Source organism: Photobacterium sp. (assembly GCF_057456235.1).
In genome coordinates this window covers 132,890-153,566 of sequence record NZ_JBVCPH010000014.1, presented here as the reverse complement: position 1 = coordinate 153,566, position 20,677 = coordinate 132,890, and the positions used below count along the sequence as shown (strand labels likewise).

Annotated in this window: 17 protein-coding genes and 1 pseudogene; 12 read left to right on the top strand and 6 right to left on the bottom strand. The window is 45.9% G+C overall.

Translation table 11 applies throughout. The features are described 5' to 3' along the window. From AC2204_RS15805 to gloA, 6 genes and pseudogenes are all read left to right on the top strand, one after another. Nucleotides 1-437, top strand: a pseudogene (locus tag AC2204_RS15805) (electron transport complex subunit RsxC); the annotation flags it as partial. A 3-nt stretch (nucleotides 438-440) separates the two neighbouring features. Beyond that, nucleotides 441-1,490, top strand: a complete 1,050-nt coding sequence (rsxD, locus tag AC2204_RS15800; protein WP_318926639.1) for an electron transport complex subunit RsxD — start codon at nucleotides 441-443, stop codon at nucleotides 1,488-1,490. Between the two features lie 12 nt (nucleotides 1,491-1,502). Continuing rightward, a complete protein-coding gene (gene rsxG / locus AC2204_RS15795; RefSeq protein ID WP_318926638.1) occupies nucleotides 1,503-2,138 on the top strand; it encodes an electron transport complex subunit RsxG in 636 nt (211 codons plus the stop codon). Continuing rightward, nucleotides 2,135-2,830, top strand: a complete 696-nt coding sequence (locus AC2204_RS15790; protein WP_318926637.1) for an electron transport complex subunit E — start codon at nucleotides 2,135-2,137, stop codon at nucleotides 2,828-2,830. Before rsxG ends, AC2204_RS15790 begins: the two co-directional genes overlap by 4 nt. Nucleotides 2,831-2,937: 107 nt before the next feature. After that, nucleotides 2,938-3,579, top strand: a complete 642-nt coding sequence (gene nth / locus AC2204_RS15785) for an endonuclease III (RefSeq protein WP_318926636.1) — start codon at nucleotides 2,938-2,940, stop codon at nucleotides 3,577-3,579. Between the two features lie 66 nt (nucleotides 3,580-3,645). Continuing rightward, entirely contained in the window at nucleotides 3,646-4,038 is a 393-nt protein-coding gene (gloA, locus tag AC2204_RS15780) for a lactoylglutathione lyase (protein ID WP_318926635.1), read from the top strand. A gap of 52 nt (nucleotides 4,039-4,090) precedes the next feature. Here the strand turns inward: gloA and motY are convergent, their stop codons facing one another. Beyond that, on the bottom strand, nucleotides 4,091-4,942 hold the full coding sequence (gene motY, locus AC2204_RS15775) for a flagellar protein MotY (protein WP_413466713.1): 852 nt from the start codon (nucleotides 4,940-4,942) through the stop codon (nucleotides 4,091-4,093). 194 nt (nucleotides 4,943-5,136) lie between these two features. Between motY and rnt the strand changes: the two genes are divergently transcribed. The 3 genes from rnt (at nucleotide 5,137) to AC2204_RS15760 (ending at nucleotide 10,017) form a co-directional block, all read left to right on the top strand. Continuing rightward, a complete protein-coding gene (gene rnt / locus AC2204_RS15770; RefSeq protein WP_318926633.1) occupies nucleotides 5,137-5,802 on the top strand; it encodes a ribonuclease T in 666 nt (221 codons plus the stop codon). A gap of 464 nt (nucleotides 5,803-6,266) precedes the next feature. Beyond that, nucleotides 6,267-7,529: a TonB-dependent receptor domain-containing protein gene (locus AC2204_RS15765; RefSeq protein WP_318926632.1), complete on the top strand. Its 1,263-nt coding sequence runs from the start codon at nucleotides 6,267-6,269 to the stop codon at nucleotides 7,527-7,529. Nucleotides 7,530-7,584: 55 nt separating this feature from the next. Continuing rightward, on the top strand, nucleotides 7,585-10,017 hold the full coding sequence (locus tag AC2204_RS15760; RefSeq protein ID WP_318926631.1) for a VolA/Pla-1 family phospholipase: 2,433 nt from the start codon (nucleotides 7,585-7,587) through the stop codon (nucleotides 10,015-10,017). Between the two features lie 83 nt (nucleotides 10,018-10,100). Here the strand turns inward: AC2204_RS15760 and AC2204_RS15755 are convergent, their stop codons facing one another. Continuing rightward, nucleotides 10,101-10,706, bottom strand: a complete 606-nt coding sequence (locus tag AC2204_RS15755; RefSeq protein ID WP_318926630.1) for a peroxiredoxin — start codon at nucleotides 10,704-10,706, stop codon at nucleotides 10,101-10,103. 309 nt (nucleotides 10,707-11,015) lie between these two features. Here AC2204_RS15755 and AC2204_RS15750 point away from each other — a divergent pair, with 309 nt between their 5' ends. Next, the gene (locus AC2204_RS15750; protein ID WP_318926629.1) at nucleotides 11,016-12,338 is read left to right on the top strand and encodes a Na+/H+ antiporter family protein; all 1,323 of its coding nucleotides are present in this window, start codon (nucleotides 11,016-11,018) and stop codon (nucleotides 12,336-12,338) included. A 141-nt stretch (nucleotides 12,339-12,479) separates the two neighbouring features. Here the strand turns inward: AC2204_RS15750 and AC2204_RS15745 are convergent, their stop codons facing one another. Then, nucleotides 12,480-12,818 (bottom strand): Grx4 family monothiol glutaredoxin, encoded by a 339-nt coding sequence (locus AC2204_RS15745; protein ID WP_318926628.1) that lies wholly within the window; start codon nucleotides 12,816-12,818, stop codon nucleotides 12,480-12,482. Between the two features lie 252 nt (nucleotides 12,819-13,070). Between AC2204_RS15745 and sodB the strand changes: the two genes are divergently transcribed. Continuing rightward, nucleotides 13,071-13,655: a superoxide dismutase [Fe] gene (gene sodB / locus AC2204_RS15740; protein WP_318926627.1), complete on the top strand. Its 585-nt coding sequence runs from the start codon at nucleotides 13,071-13,073 to the stop codon at nucleotides 13,653-13,655. Between the two features lie 123 nt (nucleotides 13,656-13,778). Here sodB and asd read toward each other — a convergent pair whose 3' ends face one another. Further along, entirely contained in the window at nucleotides 13,779-14,894 is a 1,116-nt protein-coding gene (asd, locus tag AC2204_RS15735; protein ID WP_318926646.1) for an aspartate-semialdehyde dehydrogenase, read from the bottom strand. 777 nt (nucleotides 14,895-15,671) lie between these two features. Here asd and nhaC point away from each other — a divergent pair. Continuing rightward, a complete protein-coding gene (nhaC, locus tag AC2204_RS15730) occupies nucleotides 15,672-17,111 on the top strand; it encodes a Na+/H+ antiporter NhaC (RefSeq protein WP_318926626.1) in 1,440 nt (479 codons plus the stop codon). A gap of 365 nt (nucleotides 17,112-17,476) precedes the next feature. Here the strand turns inward: nhaC and AC2204_RS15725 are convergent, their stop codons facing one another. Then, on the bottom strand, nucleotides 17,477-18,838 hold the full coding sequence (locus AC2204_RS15725; protein WP_318926625.1) for an FAD-binding oxidoreductase: 1,362 nt from the start codon (nucleotides 18,836-18,838) through the stop codon (nucleotides 17,477-17,479). A 174-nt stretch (nucleotides 18,839-19,012) separates the two neighbouring features. Further along, the gene (hcp, locus tag AC2204_RS15720) at nucleotides 19,013-20,677 is read right to left on the bottom strand and encodes a hydroxylamine reductase (RefSeq protein ID WP_318926624.1); all 1,665 of its coding nucleotides are present in this window, start codon (nucleotides 20,675-20,677) and stop codon (nucleotides 19,013-19,015) included.

The window sequence follows — 20,677 nt, the reverse complement described above, 5'->3', positions numbered from 1 at the left end:
CGGCTGCCGTCGCCCGCGCCAAAGCGCGTAAGGCAGCTCAACAGACAGAACAGACCCAGTCTGCAACAGCGGATGCAACCGATACGACTGACGCCGACCCCAAAAAAGCTGCTGTCGCGGCTGCCGTCGCCCGCGCCAAAGCGCGCAAGGCGGCTCAACAGGCAGAACAGACTCAGGCTGCAACAGCGGATGTAACCGATACGACTGACGCCGACCCCAAAAAAGCTGCTGTCGCGGCTGCCGTCGCCCGAGCCAAAGCGCGTAAGGCGGCTCAACATTCAGAACAGACCCAGGCTGCAACAGCGGATGTAACCGATACGACTGACGTCGACCCCAAAAAAGCAGCTGTCGCGGCTGCCGTCGCCCGCGCCAAAGCGCGTAAGGCGGCTCAACAGGCAGCAAAAGAAGCTCAACAGAATAATAGCGAGGAAAACTAAACCGTGGCTTTTAATATTGCCAGCTCACCCCATACGCATAGCCGCCGCAGCACAAGCGACATCATGCGAACAGTCATTGTATGCACTGCATTAGGTGTTGCTGCACAATGGTTCTTTTTTGGCTGGGGAACATTAATCCAGATCCTTTTGGCCTCAGTTGTCGCGGTGACTTCCGAAGCCGCTATCATGAAGCTCAGAAAACGCCCGGCGCTGCCATACATTCGAGATAACAGCGCATTGCTGACAGGCATGTTAGTGGGCATATCGATCCCGCCACTGGCACCATGGTGGATCACCGTGATTGGTGTGGTATTTGCCATCGTAATAGCCAAACATCTCTATGGCGGATTAGGCCAGAACCTCTTTAATCCCGCGATGGTGGCTTATGTGGTGCTGCTGATCTCTTTCCCGGTACAGATGACGACCTGGCTGCCGCCATTATCATTGAGTGCCGAATCAACATCACTCACTGACAGCCTGCTGGCTATTTTTACTGGCTTTACCCAAGATGGTTTCAGTGTTCATCAACTGCGTTTATCGGTTGATGGCGTAACCATGGCGACCCCTTTAGATACGCTGAAAACATCACTGACAACCGGACTGACAACCACAGAAGCAATGGCTAAACCTGTATTTGGCACCATTTCTGGGGTTGGCTGGGAATGGATAAACCTGGGTTTCTTACTCGGGGGATTAATCATGCTGAAAATGCGGGTGATCCAATGGCATATTCCTGTCGGTATGCTGGGTGCACTATTTGTGATCAGCAGCGTCGCATTTCTTCTTAACCCGGATGGCACCGCATCACCTATTTTTCACCTGCTATCGGGAGCAACTATGCTAGGTGCCTTCTTCATTGCCACTGATCCAGTATCGGCAGCAACGACAGTAAAAGGTCGTCTTATTTTTGGCGCACTGATTGGCGTGCTGATATATCTGATCCGTACCTGGGGCGGTTTCCCTGATGGTGTCGCTTTCAGTGTGTTGCTGGCAAACATGTGTGTTCCTTTAATTGATTACTACACCCGCCCCCGTACATACGGTCATTCCTAGGAGCGCACGATCATGCTAAATGCAATGAAGAAAAACAGTGGTGTGCTGGCTATTTTTGCGCTGCTCGCAACGGGCCTGGTCTCTGTTACACATTTGCTGACAAAAGATAAGATCATAGAGCAGCAGCAAAAAGAACTGCTCAAAGTACTGAATCAGGTAATACCTGCGCAGAGCCACGACAATGAGCTATACAAAAGCTGCACGGTAATCACCAACGAGCAATACTTAGGTACTTCCTCACCCATGCCGGCTTACATCGCAACAAAAGCCGCTCAGCCAACCGGTGTCGCGATTGAAGCTATTGCGCCTGATGGCTATAACGGCGCAATAAAGATCGTTGCAGGTCTGGATATGAAGGGTGTTGTCACCGGTGTTCGTGTCCTGAGCCATCAGGAAACGCCGGGGCTCGGCGATAAAATCGATACCCGTGTGACAGACTGGATCGACAGTTTTACCGGTAAAAAGCTCCAAGGCGAGAAAGATCCGGCCTGGGCGGTACGTAAAGATGGCGGTAACTTCGACCAGTTTACCGGTGCAACGATCACACCGCGTGCGATTGTCAAAGCAGTTAAAAATGTGTCACTGTATTTTGAGCGCCATCAACAGGAACTCCTTAATCAACCTCTGAATTGTCAAGGTGCATCATGAGCCTGAATAAAGAACTGATGAAAAATGGCCTGTGGAAGAATAATCCGGCTATCGTTCAGCTTCTGGGGCTATGTCCCCTGCTGGCCGTATCAGCCACCGTCACCAATGCCTTAGGCTTAGGTCTGGCAACGGCTGCCGTATTAGTCGGCTCCAACCTTATCGTGTCGCTGGTACGCCAGTGGGTCCCCTCAGAAGTTCGCATTCCGATTTTCGTCATGATCATTGCGTCCTTGGTAACCTGTGTCCAATTATTGATGAACGCCTTTACCTATGGCCTATATCAATCTTTGGGGATTTTTATTCCGCTGATTGTAACCAACTGCATCATCATTGGCCGGGCAGAGTCTTTTGCCTCCAAAAATGATCCTCTTCCGGCAACCCTTGACGGGCTGTGGATGGGGCTAGGTATGACTTCGGCGCTGGTTGCATTAGGTGCAATGCGGGAAATATTAGGTAACGGTACGTTGTTTGATGGTGCTGACCGTCTGCTTGGCGACTGGGCCGCATCTCTGCGCATTGAAGTCTTCAGCTTTGACAGTAGCTTCCTGTTAGCTATGCTGCCACCAGGAGCCTTTATCGGTGTCGGCTTTATGATTGCTCTGAAAAACGTTATTGATAAGAAACGCGAGCAGAAAACAACAGCTGAGAAAAAAACCACGATTGAGCGTGTCCGTATTACACCTGCCAATTAAGAGCAGAGTATTAATCTAGGATTGGCAGACATTAAAGTGGACAAGCTCAACCTTCGGCACCAAGTTAGATGTCGCCAAATCCGGTCAGTCAGGAAGCCAGATATACCATGAACAACGACAAACGCGTTCAGATTCTTGAACGCCTTCGGGCAGAAAATCCCCACCCGGAGACCGAACTAAAATGGAGTTCGCCCTTTGAACTGCTGATCGCGGTGCTATTATCCGCCCAGGCGACAGATGTCAGTGTCAACAAGGCAACAGACAAACTCTACCCGATTGCAAATACCCCGCAAGCCATCTTTGACTTGGGGGTTGAAGGCGTCAAGGAATACATTAAGACTATCGGTTTGTTTAATTCAAAAGCCGAGAATGTCATTAAAACCTGCAAAATCTTGCTCGAAAAACATGGTGGTGAAATACCGGAAAACCGCGCAGCACTTGAAGCCTTACCAGGCGTCGGTCGTAAAACGGCAAATGTCGTACTCAATACCGCTTTTGGCTGGCCGACCATCGCAGTTGATACCCATATCTTCCGGGTATCAAATCGTACCAAGTTTGCCATGGGCAAAAACGTCGATCAGGTTGAAGAAAAATTACTCAAAGTGGTTCCGAAAGAGTTTAAAGTCGATGTTCACCATTGGTTGATCCTTCATGGTCGCTACACCTGTATAGCCCGTAAGCCACGTTGCGGTAGCTGTATCATTGAAGACCTTTGTGAGTACAAAGACAAAGTGTACCCAGACGAGTAAGCTAGTCAGTCATCGTCTTTTAATAACATCACAAACAGGCGAAAGCCCTGAACATTGGAGAGCCTTATGGCAAACGGACGTATCCTTCACACTATGCTACGGGTCGGCGACCTTGACCGCTCTATTGCGTTTTATACTGATGTAATGGGCATGCAGCTGCTTCGTAAGCATGATAATGAAACGTATAAATACACCCTGGCTTTTGTCGGTTATGGTGATGAAACTCAAGGCGCAGTGATTGAACTGACCTATAACTGGGGAACGACAGAATACGATATGGGTGATGCTTTCGGTCATATCGCTATTGGGGTTGAAGATATTTACGCTACGTGTGATGCGATTAAAGCATCCGGTGGTAACGTCACCCGAGAGCCGGGGCCGGTGAAAGGCGGAACAACGCATATCGCTTTTGTCAAAGACCCTGATGGCTACCAGATTGAACTGATCCAGCGAGCATAGAAAGCAGGTTCGAGAGACTGAAAAACTCGTTTCTCGAACCCTCCCGCCAGTTCTAAATGATCGTTCTGCCTAACGAAATCACAACACGACGGTTTTTATTACGGCCAATAGGCGTCGAATTATCGGCAATCGGGCGGCGCTTGCCATAGGCCTCAACCTGAATCCTGTTCCCCGGTAAGCCCAATGACATAAAGTATTCTTCTAATTTCTTCGCCCGGCGTTCGGACAAGTTCTGATTCACATTTTTCCCGCCATTTGAATCGGTATAAGTGGCAAGCAGCACTAAGTCAATATCATCACTGTAACGAACAAAGTCCGTAATTTGTGCCAGTCGCTTCTGTGACGCCTTGTTCAGTTCATCGCTGTCACTGTCATAATTCAGTACCGTAAAGGCAATGTCTTCAAAGCTATAAGGCAACAAGTTATCCAGACACAGGCTGAACTGCTGATAAGGTGTTTGGAAAGATACTGCAGCAAGCGCAACTTCTATCATTTTATCGCGGTGCTGCCAGTCTTGATAACTAAAGGTAGGATAGCGCCCACTTTCCAGTTCACTTAGCATCGTCCAGGCCATCTGGCCTCCGACATAACCATCGAATTGTTTAAAAAACGTCAATCGGGTGATCGGCTCGGCTGCGTCACCGGGCATCCACCGGGCAGGCATAGATACTAGGTTAACATTACGAGTTTCCCCCATTGGGCGGCGCATTTTCAATTCAAAATCAAGATTGATTTTCTTTCCGGCCCTGGAGGTAAACTGCGCTTCGCCGTAATTCGGAATGGCATGGATCATCCGGCATTCTAATGGCGTATCAACAGCGACCTTCCAGCTCGATTGCGCCGGCGTTGCCACATATTGTTTTGTTGCCTGTGCAGGAAGGCTCATCATTAAGCCCACCACCATCGAGGTATTCAGCCATGCCATTTTTGAAAAATTGTTCATACCATCCCAACAACGTCGATCGTAATGCTCTCTATTGTATCGAATCCTCACAGAAAATCTTTAGCCGCCTTTGTATCAACATTTCCGGGCTGAAGGTTTTGCTCCGTTTCTGAATCTGACATAATGCTTGCCTACTTTATATCGACAGCAGTGTTATGAGCGAAGATAACGAACTAAATACATTAAAAAGTCGCTTTCGCGGCTATTTTCCCGTGGTCATTGACGTTGAAACTGCAGGTTTTAATGCCAAAACGGATGCACTCCTTGAGATCTGTGCCGTTACCCTGAAAATGGATGAAGATGGCTGGTTAAAGCCCGCCACCACGATTCATTTTCACGTTTCGCCATTTGAAGGCGCGATCTTAAATAAAGAAGCATTAGAATTTAATGGTATTCGTGACCCCTTCAGCCCACTTCGTGGTGCTGTCTCTGAAGAGACTGCTTTAAAAGAGATCTTTAAGAAGATCCGCAAAGAACAGAAAACGGCAGATTGCTCGCGCGCCATAATGGTGGCACACAATGCCAACTTCGATCATAGCTTTGTGATGGAAGCCTCCGGACGATCTAAATTAAAACGCAATCCGTTTCATCCATTCGCAACCTTTGATACTGCGGCATTAAGTGGCCTTGCCTTTGGTCAAACTGTATTGGCCAAAGCTTGCAGCACAGCAGGCATCCCATTTGATAACAAAGAAGCTCACTCAGCACTCTATGACACGGAAAGAACCGCTGAACTATTTTGCAAAATTGTTAATAAGTGGAAAGAATTAGGTGGCTGGCCACTTTTAGCTCCGACAACGGAAGAAACATCAGCGTCTTAAAAATCAAACAGACCAACTCATCGGACCAGACCTCAAGCCCAGCAACGCTGGGCTTTTAGAATGAAGTTTTCAAACTGAAACTGAAAGCACAACAGAATTATTCTGTGAGATCGTTAACAAATACGGAAAAACACCTGACGGGCCGGCTTTTATACCTTAAACGGATGAAATATCACTGCCTTAAAAGTTAAACAAGCATACTCATCAAACCTCCGCTTAATCCCAGCATTGTCGCGCTTTTAGAATGATGTTTTCAAACGCTCATTTAATTTCAAACAACCATTTAAAACATAAACACAAAAGTGATAATAATCGCGTGATATTCATAATAAAAATCTGTGATTACAAGCAATTAACATTCGGCGCAACCTCCTTATACTGATCCGGCATATAAATGGTTGTTTTTCCTTCATGGACTGAAGAACAAGAAGCTGAATCAAGTTATATAATAGAGAGGCAGTATAATGTCCGTAAAAATAAGGTACCCCGTTCTTGCCATAGCCGTCGCCATGACTTCACTTAATGCAAGTGGCGCAGGTTTTCAGGTATCAGAACACTCCGCTTCAGGTTTAGGCCGAGCTTTCGCTGGCGAAGCGGCAATTGCAGATAACGCAGCGGTGTTAGCCCGTAATCCTGCCGCGATGACCCTCTTCAAAACAGCTGAACTTTCTGGTGGATTAAGCATTGTCGACCCGCAAATTGATATTCACGATAAATATTTCAACAAAGAAAGCAACAACTTAGGACAGACAGCAAAAGATGTCGCACCGATGGGGTTTGTGCCCGCAGGTTACTATATTCATCCAATCAATGAACGCTTCGCGGTCGGGCTGGCACTGTTTTCCAACTATGGTGTCACAACCGAGTATCCTGAAGATTTTAACGCTGGCTCAGTAGCCGGTGAGACATCGTTATTAACAGTTAACCTGAATCCGAATATCGCTTATCGCATTAATGAACAATTCAGTATCGGTGGTGGTGTCAGTCTAGTTTATGGTGATGCCGAACTTAAACGCCATATGGGTTCGTGGGCAAATGCGGGCGGTAATCCTAGCGACAAGACCGTCACTATGAAAGGGGATACTTATGACTGGAGCTGGAACATTGCTGCTCTGTTTGAGATCAATGACGATCACCGTTTCGGCCTGAGCTACCGTTCACAGGTTGATCTTGATTTTGAAGGCGACTTTACTGATTACTCGGGTACAATTACCGGAATACCCAATTCTGTAGTCACGGGTAACCTTCCTGTTGTTCTGCCAGCCATCGCTGAATTCTCCGGCTATCACGCGCTAAATAATCAATGGGCGGTGCACTATAGCGTACAGTGGACCCAATACAGTAAATTTGAAGAACTGCGTGCGACAAGTGACGAATGTAGTGAAGGCTACAAGGGTCTGGCGGGGGTCTGTCTACTGAAAGACGAAGATTATGACGATAGCTTCCGCTGGGCTATAGGGGCAACCTACACCCTCAACCCTGAGTGGGCCTTGCGTGCCGGATTTGCTTTAGACGAACAAGCAGGCAAAGCGACCCTGAGTATTCCTGACACAGATCGCTACTGGTACTCCGCTGGTGCCACTTATACCTACAGCGAAAATATGTCCTTTGACCTTGGTTTTACCTATCTGCGTGGTAAAGAAATCTCCTTCGAAGAAGATGAAACCTCTTTCACCTCTACCAGTGATGCAATCATTAGCGCCGCGCAAATCAATTATAAATTTTAAACATTCAGCAGCACCTTTCGGTCTGATATATGATTTTAAAAGATAGGGATTTCATATGAAAAAGAACATATTAGCAGTACTTATTGCATCAAGCATCAGCTTATACGGTTGCGGTAATGAAAGTGAAGTCACAGGTAACCCGACGATTGATCCAATCATAGAAAAAAGCTTAAAAGCAGAGACAAAAATACTTTTTGACCTGGCTTCTAAAACTCTAGTTCTCCCAACATTCCTCGCCATGGATTCCACAGATGGAACATTAAAATCTGATGGTGTTACCGGAGACGAAGGTTACACCGATATTTCAAACCCAGCAGTTGCGATGGGGAAAACCGATGGTTGGGGTACGACTCAACCAATCGTAATTGAATTCATGGGTAATGATCTTTATCCATCAATGAACTCTGATGGCTTTTACCTGATTGAGTCAAATAATCCAACAGCAACCAACCAGACTAAGACGCCGACACTGGTTCCTGATGATTATTTTCAAGTAATGACCTCCGGTAAAAAACTAACGGTTATCCTTAAAAAACCACTTAATCCTGCTTCAAACTATATGTTTGCTATCACTGACGAGCTAAAGGACATTAATGGCAACAGTGTGGGGATGACTGGCTCTTATGCAACTTTGAAAGCAACAGCTAAACCACCGTTAGATACCCTCATCCCTTTACAGACAATTACTCACACAACAGAGAAAGAGCTTGAAATCGCTGGTGTGAATGCTGACAGCATTATCTTCTCAACTTGGTTTACGACAGCTTCTGTAGGTGATGTATTGTTTGCGGCAAAATCCGCATCTGCGCTAGCTTTGAAAAATGGAGCCAATACGGTCTGGAAAGGCACTGCTGTAAGTGGAAAAGTAAGTGAAGCCGACCTCAATAGCTTATTCTCAATGTCACTAAACCCTTCGACAACAAGTACACCAGACGGGAATGTTATCTATACCGGTAGCGTCAAGCTTCCTTACTTCCTGGAAACCAACCCTTCGACCTTCTCCGTCACCCCGTGGCAAAGTGGTATGCCAAGCTTGGCGAAAATTTCAAATATATTAAAAAATGGTAGTGACGCAGATAAAGCCGCAATTGCACAACAATTAGGTGCTTTAGGAATTACAACAGAGGACTTAGCGGCAGTATCTACCGATACAGAAACCCAGGTCAGAGTACTTTCGGCGTTAACCGGGGAAAAACTAATCCTAACCGATGGAAGTCAGCTGGACACAGAACGTCTGATCACCCGCTATAGCCCAGTACCAAAACTGAAATCTATTCAGGATGTTAAATTTACTCTTGTACTACCCCAAGCCGATGGTTGCCAGGTACTTGGTGCAAACTCCGTATCTATCTACCAACACGGCATCACCAGTTACAAAGAGAGCCTTAATCTCCCGATTTCTAATTTTGCTTTATCCGATTCCATAATTGGCAATAACTGCCAGGCTATTTTTGCAATAGACCACCCTCTGCACGGTGAGAGAGGCATTGACATTCCTGGAGAGGGCTACGTCAGTGCAAGCGGTGATGATGGTAAGCCGGAGATCTACCTAAACTTATCTGCGCTTCCAGTTGCCCGAGATAACTTACGGCAGAGTACTATTGATGTTGTTAACCTGCGTGTAGCAATTGGCCGGATATTTGCGACTCTCGCCAGTAAAAACGCGGATGCGATTGGCAAGTTAGGCGTCTTAGCTAGATTAAACCCAGCAAATGGTGTCGGATTTGTTGGTCACTCATTAGGTGCCATGACAGGTGTTAGTTTAGGGTACATTGCAAACAAATCAGTTGGTGATCTGCAGGCTGATGCTGCCTTCTTCAATATAAACAAGCTTGGCCTAGCAAACCCAGGGGCTGCTATTCCATACCTTTTACTTGGTTCACAAGAGTTTGGTAATTTTGTGAAAGGTAGTCTTGTTGCAGGAACTGATGCGACATTCAAAGAGAACTGCAAGAATAATGCGCTAGACATTAAAACTTGTTATGCCGGTTTCGAAGCAGGCCTGATTGCAGCGGGTGATGAAAAATCACTTGCAACATTAACAGGTTTATACTCAGCATTTAATCAATTCGCTTATGCCGCACAAAGCGTTTTAGATACAGTTGACCCTATTAACCATTCAATGTTGATTGATAGAACTCTTCCCGTTTACCTTGCACAAGTTAATGGCGACGAAACAATTCCAAACCAATTAATTCCGGGAGCAAAAGTAACAGGAACAGAAATTTCTCAGCCATATTCGCCATTCGCCGGTACTTTACCGCTCGTTGGCGCAATGGAGCTAACACCTACAGCGACTGACATTAACGGCCAGACAATTCGTAATGCCGTGTTGTTTAATGCTGGTGACCACTTGTCGTTACTAAATCCAACTAATAATGGCGATGTCACCTCTGAGATGCAATCTCAAATTTCTTCACTGTTGAATAATGGCGGCACAACACTTGATGTAAACAACAGTAACGGCATTATCTCTACGACACCTTAACAGGCATATTCATGTAAACATGTAAAAAGGCTAGCCACCCGGCTAGCCTTTCTTTTATCTATCAACGTAGCAAGTAATCACAATTACAAATCATCAGTATGCTCAGACAGGTACTTCGCAACCCCTTGCGGTGAGGCATCCATCCCCTCTTTACCTTTCTCCCACTGCGCCGGGCACACTTCGCCGTTCTTTTCATGGAACTGAAGCGCGTCGACCATACGCAGCATCTCATCAATATTACGGCCAAGCGGCAGATCGTTCACGACCTGATGACGCACCACCCCTTCTTTATCAATCAGGAATGAGCCACGGAAAGCGACACCCGCTTCTGGGTGCTCAACATCATAAGCCTGGCAAATCTCATGCTTGGTATCTGCTATCAACGGATACTGCACCGCACCAATACCGCCGTCTTCAACAGCCGTATTACGCCATGCATTGTGAGAGAACTGAGAGTCGATAGAAACACCAATCACTTCCACGCCTTTCGCCTGAAAATCTGCATAGCGCTTATCAAACGCAATTAATTCTGACGGGCAGACAAAGGTGAAGTCGAGCGGATAGAAGAAAATAACCGCGGGTTTACCTTTAATGTTTTCAAACAAGTTGTAGCTATCTACAATTTCACCGTTTCCAAGCACAGCAGCAGCAGTAAAATCAGGCGCGGGACGGCCTACTAATACACTCATGGTTAACTCCATTAACAATTTGCGTTTAAATCGACAGTAACATTTTGTTCTGTCTACCAATAAAGCAATATTGATTATAGACAAGACGTGGTGAGTCAACTAAGACATCAGGCGCAATGCCAATAAAATTTTGTGCAGGTATCAATTTTTTCTCGACATGTCAGAAAATTTCAGCAAACTGAATGTTTTTGAGCAAAACAGTCAAAAAATATAATAAAAGCAGGCAGAATAATTACGTTACTCACATAATTAGTCAGCTTCGTAAAAATTCGCACATATAACACAACACAACGGATGGACCTTAGTTTTATGAACCCAGTAGTTATTTCGGTATGCGTCATGCTTGTACTCGCACTAATGCGAGTCAATGTCGTCGTTGCGCTTACCTTCAGTGCCATTATCGGTGGCCTGATCGGCGGAATGCCCCTTGCAGAAACCGTTTCTGCCTTTGAAAGCGGCTTAGGGGGCGGTGCAACAACGGCTCTAAGTTATGCCATGCTTGGTACGTTTGCTGTAGCGATCTCTCGCTCTGGTATTACGGATGTACTGGCACAAAAAGTCATTAAACGTATCAGCGGCCATGAAAATGCTGCCGCGGCAACAGGCGTTAAATATAGCGTTCTCATCATTTTAGTTTTACTTGCTATCTCCTCTCAGAACGTTATTCCTGTTCATATCGCATTTATTCCGATTGTGATTCCGCCTTTACTGCATGTATTTGCAAAATTGAAACTTGATCGCCGCCTGATCGCGTGCGTACTCACGTTCGGTTTGGTAACCCCTTATATGGTACTGCCGGTCGGTTTTGGTGGTATTTTCCTTAATAATATTCTGCTGAAAAACCTCCATGACAACGGCTTAGAGGTCACTGCCAGCCAAGTTCCGGTCGCTATGATTTTACCTGCGGCCGGTATGATTTTCGGCCTGCTACTCGCAACATTTGTGAGTTACCGAAAACCACGTGAATATTCGGAAGAGAAGATCCTGGCAAGCGAGCCGGAGCATGCTGAAATTAACATGCGCCACGTTTACATTGCTGTCGGTGCGATTGTTGCGGCGCTGGGTGCCCAGTTATACAGCGGTTCAATGATCATCGGCGGCCTGGTCGGCTTCATGGTTTTCACGTTTGGTGGTGTGATCAAATGGAAAGAAACCCACGATGTATTTACCCGCGGTGTTCACATGATGGCCATGATTGGGTTTATCATGATTGCAGCTGCAGGTTTTGCTGCTGTAATGAAAGCCACCGGTGGCGTTGAAACCCTGGTCAGCTCGCTGTCAGCGGTGATTGGTGACAACAAACCACTTGCAGCCCTGCTGATGCTGGTTGTTGGCTTGCTGGTTACTATGGGGATTGGTTCTTCTTTCTCGACGATCCCAATTCTGGCAACTATCTATGTACCACTGTGCCTGACATTTGGTTTCTCGCCAATGGCAACTATTGCATTGGTTGGTACCGCTGCAGCGCTGGGGGATGCGGGTTCACCGGCCTCTGACTCAACCTTAGGCCCTACGGCAGGTCTGAACGCCGATGGTCAACACGAGCATGTATGGGAAACCGTTGTTCCGACTTTCCTTCACTACAACCTGCCACTTATCGCATTTGGCTGGTTAGCGGCCATGGTGCTCTAAGCCTTCATAAACAAATACCAAAGACCGCTTAGGCGGTCTTTTTTTTCAACTGGACCCGCTGTTTGAAACGAAAAGATACAAAAAGCCCCGAAACATGTTCGGGGCTTTTTACAACACATCACAGATTCTGATGCTAACAGATCACTCTGCTGCGTCGCTGTCACGACGGGCTGCAGCTTCTTTGATCAATGGCTGAAGTTCACCTTTCTGGAACATTTCCAAAACGATGTCACAACCACCAATAAGCTCACCTTCAATCCACAGCTGTGGGAAAGTAGGCCATTGTGCATAAACCGGTAGTTCAGCGCGAATATCCGGGTTTTGCAGAATATCCACGTAAGCAAATTTCTCACCACATGCCATTAGTGCTTGTGACGTCTGCGATGAAAAACCACAGCTTGGCAGTTTTGGAGAGCCTTTCATATACAACAGAATAGGATTCTCAGCGATCTGTTGCTTAATCTTATCAATGGTTTCCATAGCTTCCTCGTTACGACAATTTGCTTATATATGAGTTTCACACACATTATTCTACTTTGTCACGGACCGGAAAAAAATGCCTATTATTTATAAGGACATTCTAAATTGCTTTTTTACCGATAAATGCTTTTAATAAAGTAAAAACTTGCTAAAATAAACTAAGTCAGATTCAAACTATAAAGTAGACCTGAAGTCTACCGGAAGCAATGTCGAGGGCTTGCCCTCTCAAATACTAAAATGGAGAATTGAGCAATGGCATTTGAATTACCCGCTCTACCGTACGCAATCAACGCTCTTGAGCCACATATCTCTCAGGAAACGCTGGAATACCACCACGGTAAACACCACAATACTTACGTTGTTAAGCTAAACGGCCTGATTGAAGGTACTGATCTTGAGGCAAAATCTCTAGAAGAGATCATCAAAACGTCAACTGGTGGCGTATTTAATAATGCCGCTCAGATCTGGAACCATACTTTCTACTGGCACTGCCTAAGCCCTGACGCTGGTGGTGAACCAACAGGCGAAGTCGCTGATGCTATCGCTAAAGCTTTCGGCTCTTTCGATGAGTTCAAGGCGAAGTTTACCGATTCTGCAATCAACAACTTCGGCTCTTCTTGGACTTGGCTTGTTAAGAAGGCCGACGGTTCTCTAGATATCGTTAACACGTCTAATGCAGGTACTCCACTAACGGAAGAAGGCGTAACGCCACTGCTGACTGTTGATCTGTGGGAACACGCTTACTACATTGATTACCGTAACCTTCGTCCAAGCTACATGAATGCGTTCTGGGCACTGGTAAACTGGGATTTCGTCGCGAAAAACCTGGCAGCTTGATGCTTTGATCTGATAGCTGATTAAATCTATCAGCTGCAATAAAAAGACCTCGCAATGCGAGGTCTTTTTGTATTAACCGAGACGACAATTACTGTGCCGCCTGTATTTTACAGCTTGGATCCATCAGGCCTTTTCAGCCAAAATAATCCGCAGTGTACGACGCAGTGGTTCTGCCGCACCCCATAGCAACTGATCGCCGACCGTAAAGGCATTGAGGAAGTCATCACCCATTGCCAGTTTGCGTAAACGACCCACAGGAACCGATAGCGTACCTGTTACTTTCGCCGGGCTCAGTTCCTGAACCGTAATGTCACGGTCGTTCGGGATCACTTTAACCCAGTCGTTGTGTGACGCAATCATCTCTTCAATTTCATCAAGAGGAACGTTTTTCTTCAGTTTCAGCGTTAATGCCTGACTGTGACAACGCATCGCACCAATACGTACACAAGTGCCGTCAATTGGAACTGGGGTATCTTGCAGACCCAGGATCTTGTTGGTTTCAACCGATGCTTTCCACTCTTCTTTACTCTGGCCATTATCACGCTTGACATCAATCCACGGGATCAATGAACCCGCGAGCGGCGCACCAAATTCCTGCGCCGGGAAACTTGGAGACCGAAGAGTTTCAGCTACTTTGCGATCAATATCTAAAATAGACGTTGCTGGATTAGCCAGCTCGCTAGATACCGTATCGTTAATCACGCCCATTTGGTTGATTAACTCACGCATATTTTTCGCACCGGCACCAGAAGCAGCCTGATACGTTTGTGACGTCATCCATTCAACCAGGCCTGCTTTATACAAACCACCCACAGCCATCAGCATTAAGCTGACCGTACAGTTGCCGCCAACAAAGGTGCTGGTACCAGAATGAATTCCCTGCTGAATTTGTTCTAAGTTAACGGGATCTAAGGTAATGATCGCCTGATCATTCATACGCAGTGTCGAAGCCGCATCAATCCAGTAACCTTTCCAGCCTGCTGCACGCAATGCCGGATAAACTTTCTCTGTATAGCTGCCACCCTGACAGGTAATGACGGTATCCAGTTGTTTTAAGCTTTCAATGTCAAAAGCGTCTTGCAGTAAGCCGGCATCTTTACCCAAATTAGGAGCAGGGATACCTACTTGTGATGTCGAGTAAAAAACAGGCTCGATATAATTGAAGTCACCCTCTTCAACCATACGCTGCATCAGCACAGAACCAACCATGCCACGCCAACCGACTAAACCAACTTTCATCATTGCTTACTACACTCCCTGTTCTCAATTACACACTAATCTCGTTCATTGCCATGCTCCGCTACTTAATCAGATTGGCATTTGGACTCCCATCTATAGAGTTTTAAACGCCGAAAAACAAGCATAATCTAAAGAAAACACATAAAAAACCTTCTCTGCCCCGATAGTGATGGCTTGCTTAACCCGAAAAGATTGTATTCATCCACTCACCCATACCATTCATATCAGGTGGTCATACCGGGCTAGAAAAACATCAACAAGCGATTAATCAGCCACCTTAAGCGTGATTGATTGGGTGTTTTACGAGCCAAAACCTACTTTCACGATGCAATCAATAAAATACAGGTTAACTATGAAATTTTGAAAAACTCCCCCCACCCTGATAACCTAACATTCAATGAATAAAAAGTCGGATAAACTATGTAAAAATCAACTGGCAGACTTTTATATCCAGTTACACGCCAGTTATAAACATAAACACTCAAACAATAAAACGGTTAAAAAACAGCAAGAGCACAACTTACAAACCTGAAATTAACAGCAATAAAACATATTAACGTGCAATTACTTCCATTTATAGCTACTGGAAGATTCAGGTCACAGAAAAGCACAATATCTATCGCAGTATATTAGCCATTTAGATAGAGTGGCGCCGAAATAACATGAGTACTCTAAAGAGTGACTCAATGGTCATAGCAACTACTAATTATCAGCGTCCCGTAAACGCTAATTTCAGGGACATTCCCTTTTACAGGCTTGATTAAAAAGGTTAGAAGTATGGACAAACAGACAGTGAGATTACCATCGTTATCGCAAGTGATACTTGCCCTTGGTCTTTTTCTTGCGCTGGCTTTCTCTTTCACAGCTAAACTTGATTTACCCATCCAGCTGGCGCTTTATATCGGCTGGTTCATCATCATGGCTCTGGGTTTAAAACTCGGTCACGATTATAAATCCTTAGAAAAAGCAGCAACCAATGGTATTTCTAACGGCTTAGGTGCCATATTGATCCTGCTTGCTGTTGGTGCCCTGGTCGGTACCTGGATCGCAGGTGGTATTGTTCCGACCATCATTTATTACGGTCTGAAAGCAATTCACCCGTCCATCTTCCTGCTTGCCACTATGATCATCTGTTCACTGACGGCACTGGCAACAGGTACATCCTGGGGTGCCGCTGGTACAGCTGGTATTGCTATGATGGGTATTGGTCAGGGCCTTGGCGTTCCAGCACCGATGACCGCTGGTGCCGTGCTTTCCGGCTGTTACTTCGGCGACAAGATGTCTCCGCTATCCGACTCAGTGATCCTGGCTTCTTCTATGTCTAACGTAGAAGTAATGGAACACATTAAAGGCATGCTCCCAATAGCGCTAATCAGCTACGTCATTACAGGTATTCTGTTTACCGGTGCAGGCCTGCACTATGCCGGTAACGTTGATATGGCTCAGGTTGATTCTGTGATTCTGGCAATGGAAGACCAGTTTGTTATCTCTCCGTTCTCATTTGTGCCGGTTATCATCGTACTTGCTCTGCTAGCAATGCGTCTGCCTTCTTTCCCAGTGATCTCTCTGGGCTCTCTGCTGGGTATTGTCTGGGCTGTTATGGTTCAGGACATGGATCCACTTGTTGCATTCAACACGGCCTGGGCACCATTTTCTATCAGCTCTGGCGTTGACTTCATTGATGCGATTCTGAACCGTGGCGGTATGTCATCCATGCTGGGCTCAGTCGCGGTAATCATTTTCGGTCTGGGTTTTGGTGGCCTGCTTGATAAAGTGGGTGTACTGCAAACCGTCGCTAAACTGTTTGAGAAGCGTGTTAACTCTGCGGGCAGCCTCTCGGTATCAACCATTGCAACCGCTTTTCTGGGTAATGTCTTCGGTTCAGCGATGTATGTATCACTGATCCTGACACCGAAAATCTGTGCGAAGAACTATGACCGTTTAGGTTATCAGCGTAAGAACCTGTCTCGTAACGCTGAGTTCGGCGGTACGTTGACATCGGGGATGGTGCCTTGGAGTGATAATGGTATCTACATGGCAAGTATTCTGGGAGTTGCAACGTTCTCTTATGCCCCTTTCATGTGGCTAAGCTTCGTCTGTATTCTGGTTACGATTGTCTCTTCTTACATGGGTTGGTTTGTAGACCGTTGCCCACCGACAGCAACGGCTGATTTGGATGAAGAAGAGAACCTGGCCGTTACACAACAAACTGCGTAAGTAATGTAAGCACTTAAAACAGCAAGAGCGCCTTTAGGCGCTCTTTTTATATGTTAAAACAACGCATAACAACAATATACAGCACAATAAATAACATACTAAAAGGAATAACCACCTGTAATAAATACATTAAATATAACAAAAAACCATAAACTCTAATCTCGCCACAAAAACATAGCGAGTAACAGCGCTAACTTGATGAAATGGGACAAAAGCGAGAATAGGGAAAGGCTGAATTTGATGGTGATATCACCACCATGCAGTAAAGCTAACAAGAAAAGGCGCTTTGTAGCCCTTTTCCTATTAGAAAATGATCGACGTTTTTTGTCTTCTCACACGTGGAACAGATGAAGCGATTACTTAACTTAACTCAGCGCCACCGCAACATCGCCCTGCACAGTGCTTGAGCAAGCCAGTACGAATCCTTGATCAATTTCAGCCGCAGTAAGCGTTTCCGTGCTCGTTGACGTTACCGTGCCGGATGTCACCTTACATTTGCATGAGCCACAAACACCCGCTCGGCAGGCTCCAATCACGGGCACGTTATGTTTTTCCAGGGCGTCTAATAATGACGTCCCCTGCTTCACTTCAGCCGCCACCGAAAAATCAGGCACATGCAACATCACATTCGTTGCCAGATCAGTTTCAGCGGCATTATTCACAGTAGAAAGTGCATCCTGCTGGGCATTATCAGCCGCGGGAGTAAAGCTCTCCTGGAAGAAGTGCGCCATATCAAAACCGCTTTGTTCGGCGATTGCCTGCACTGCTTTCATAAAACCGACCGGACCACAAAGGAAGATGGTGCGCTGGTCAAGATCTGGATATAACGTCTGTACTACTTCAGTATTGACCATGCCGGTTTGGTGTGCCAATTCACTCTGCGCACTAAAACCTGTGCTATTTTCCAATAATAATTGCACGTTGAACTGGGTATGCTGGACAGCCATCTCACTCATTTCATCGTGGAAAATAACGTTATCTTTATCTCTAGCGCAATGTAAAAACTCAATGTCAACATCGCTATTGTCTGCCGCTAGCATTGTTTTTGCCATCGACATCACAGGCGTAATACCGCAACCCGCGCTGATAAACAGCAGCTTGGATTTGTGCGTGCAATCTGTGCTGTTGAACTGACCCGCTATGTTCAGTGCTGACAAGGTATCACCGACGTTCAGGTTATCCACCAGCCAATTAGATACCAAGCCATCAGGCACGCGTTTAATGGTTAAACGCAGTTGCTTTTGTTGTGGGATAGAACTAATAGAGTAAGCGCGGTAATGGGTTTTATCATCGATGTTAACGGCCAAGGTAACAAACTGACCGGGTTTAAAGTCAAAGAGCTGATGGTCTGCACTCGCAAACGTAAAACTCATTGAATCATGGGTTTCATATTCACGCTGTACCAATACTAACGGGGTTTTTTCCGGTGACCATGCTGTCGGCTTTGCAGCAACCTTGGCTGTCGGCTCACCGAGTGAGAAACTTAATTTAGGTGTTTGCAGTTTTGTATTTAGCTTGGAGCTTGGCGTTGCGATTGGATTAGCCTTTGCGCTGTTATTTGAGTCAGAACCGAGAGAAAAGCTTAGCTTCGGTGTTTGCAATTTACTACTTACAGGCGCAGCTTTTTCCGCGTTATTTGTTGATTGACCAAGGCCTGAACTATTGAGCTTAAGGGGCTTAAGTGTAGGTGGTAACAATGTTGAAGACGGTTTTGACGAAGAAGGCATAGTTGCACCTATAGATAAAAATAATTTACAGATAAAATTAATTACAAATAACAGATACAGCGGCCTAAGCTGCAAACAGATTTAGGCCGCTTCTCGTTAGTCGCTAACTATTTCGGATTCCTTTAAAGAAGCGTAACACTTGCCTACGCAGGAATTTGACCACAATAGTATTGCTTATTTATTCGCTAGCATGGCCGCCAAATCAGTATCAACATTACCAATACTGCGCATATCAAAGTTATCTTGTAATGCTTTGATTAAGTTATCAGTTAAGAACGCTGGTGCTGTAGGACCGGTATGAATTCCTTTGATACCTAAAGCAAATAACGTCAATAGTACAACAATGGCCTTTTGCTCAAACCAAGATAAAACGATGGATAATGGCAACTCATTAACACCACAATCAAACTCTTCAGCAAGTGCCAATACCAACTGGATAGCAGAGTAAGTATCGTTACATTGACCCACATCCAGCAGACGTGGAATACCGTTGATGTCACCAAATTCATTTTTGTTGAAACGGTATTTACCACAAGCCAGGGTCAACACAACCGAGTCTTTTGGCGTGTTCACAGCAAGGTCAGTAAAGTAACTACGCTCTTCTTTATCACCGTCACAGCCGCCGATCAGGAAGAAGTGTTTGATGTTACCTGATTTCACTTCATTGATAACAGCGGGTGCTGCAGCCATTAATGCATTGCGACCGAAACCAACGGTGATCATGTGTTCTATTTCAGTGTGTGCAATACCAGGTTGCGCCAATGCACATTCGATCACTTGTGAGAAATCATCACCTTCAACATGCACAACACCCGGCCAGCCAACAATGCTACGCGTGAACAGGCGATCTGCATACTGACCTACGTTTGGATTGATCAGACAGTTTGATGTCATCACGATCGCACCCGGGAAGTTAGCAAATTCTTTTTGCTGATTTTGCCAAGCGCTACCGAAGTTGCCGACTAGATGCGGGTATTTGCTTAATTCAGGGTAGCCGTGGGCTGGTAGCATTTCACCATTGGTGTAAACATTGATACCCTTGCCTTCGGTTTGTTGCAGGATCTTTTCTAAATCATGCAGGTCATGACCAGATACCAGAATACATTTACCTGCTACTGGTTTTACGTTTACCTGTGTTGGCTGCGGATGACCGAAGGTATCTGTCTCGCCTTTATCCAGCATTTCCATAATACGGTAGTTTAACAGGCCAATTTGCATTGAGGTTTCTAACAACGCATTGGCATCGGTGGGGTCAGTGCCTAACCATGCCATGATTTGGTGGTATTCACCGCTCACAGACTCGTCATTTTGACCAAGTACATTCGCGTGTTCCATGTATGCCGCAGCACCTTTCAGGCCATATAGACATAATAGGCGCAGGCCAATAATGTCTTCATGCAGTTCGTCATGACCACGGTTAACCGCAGCATCCGGTGCGAATGACATCACTTCTTCTGCCGTCGCTGGCAATACAAATTGCGCTGCCGGAGAGAGTTCTGGTAATTCGTCACCCGCAGCCGCTGCCGCTGCCATTACCTGAGTACGTAGTTGAATCTTGTAACGTTCTGCAATTTCGGTGTATTCAGTAATACGCTCTGGCACAAAGTTAACGTTGGTTAACGTAGAGAAGAATGCGCGTGGTGCCCAAGCGTCAATGTCGGCATCTATAATGTTATATTTACGTGCGAGATCAGCCCAAAAAGACACCCCTTGTAGGTTAAATACTAATACATCTTGTAGGTCTGAAACGTCCGCCGTTTTACCACACATACCTTGAGTATAAGAACAGCCTTTAGACACAGGTGTTTGAACAGTTTGCTCACATTGAATACAGAACAT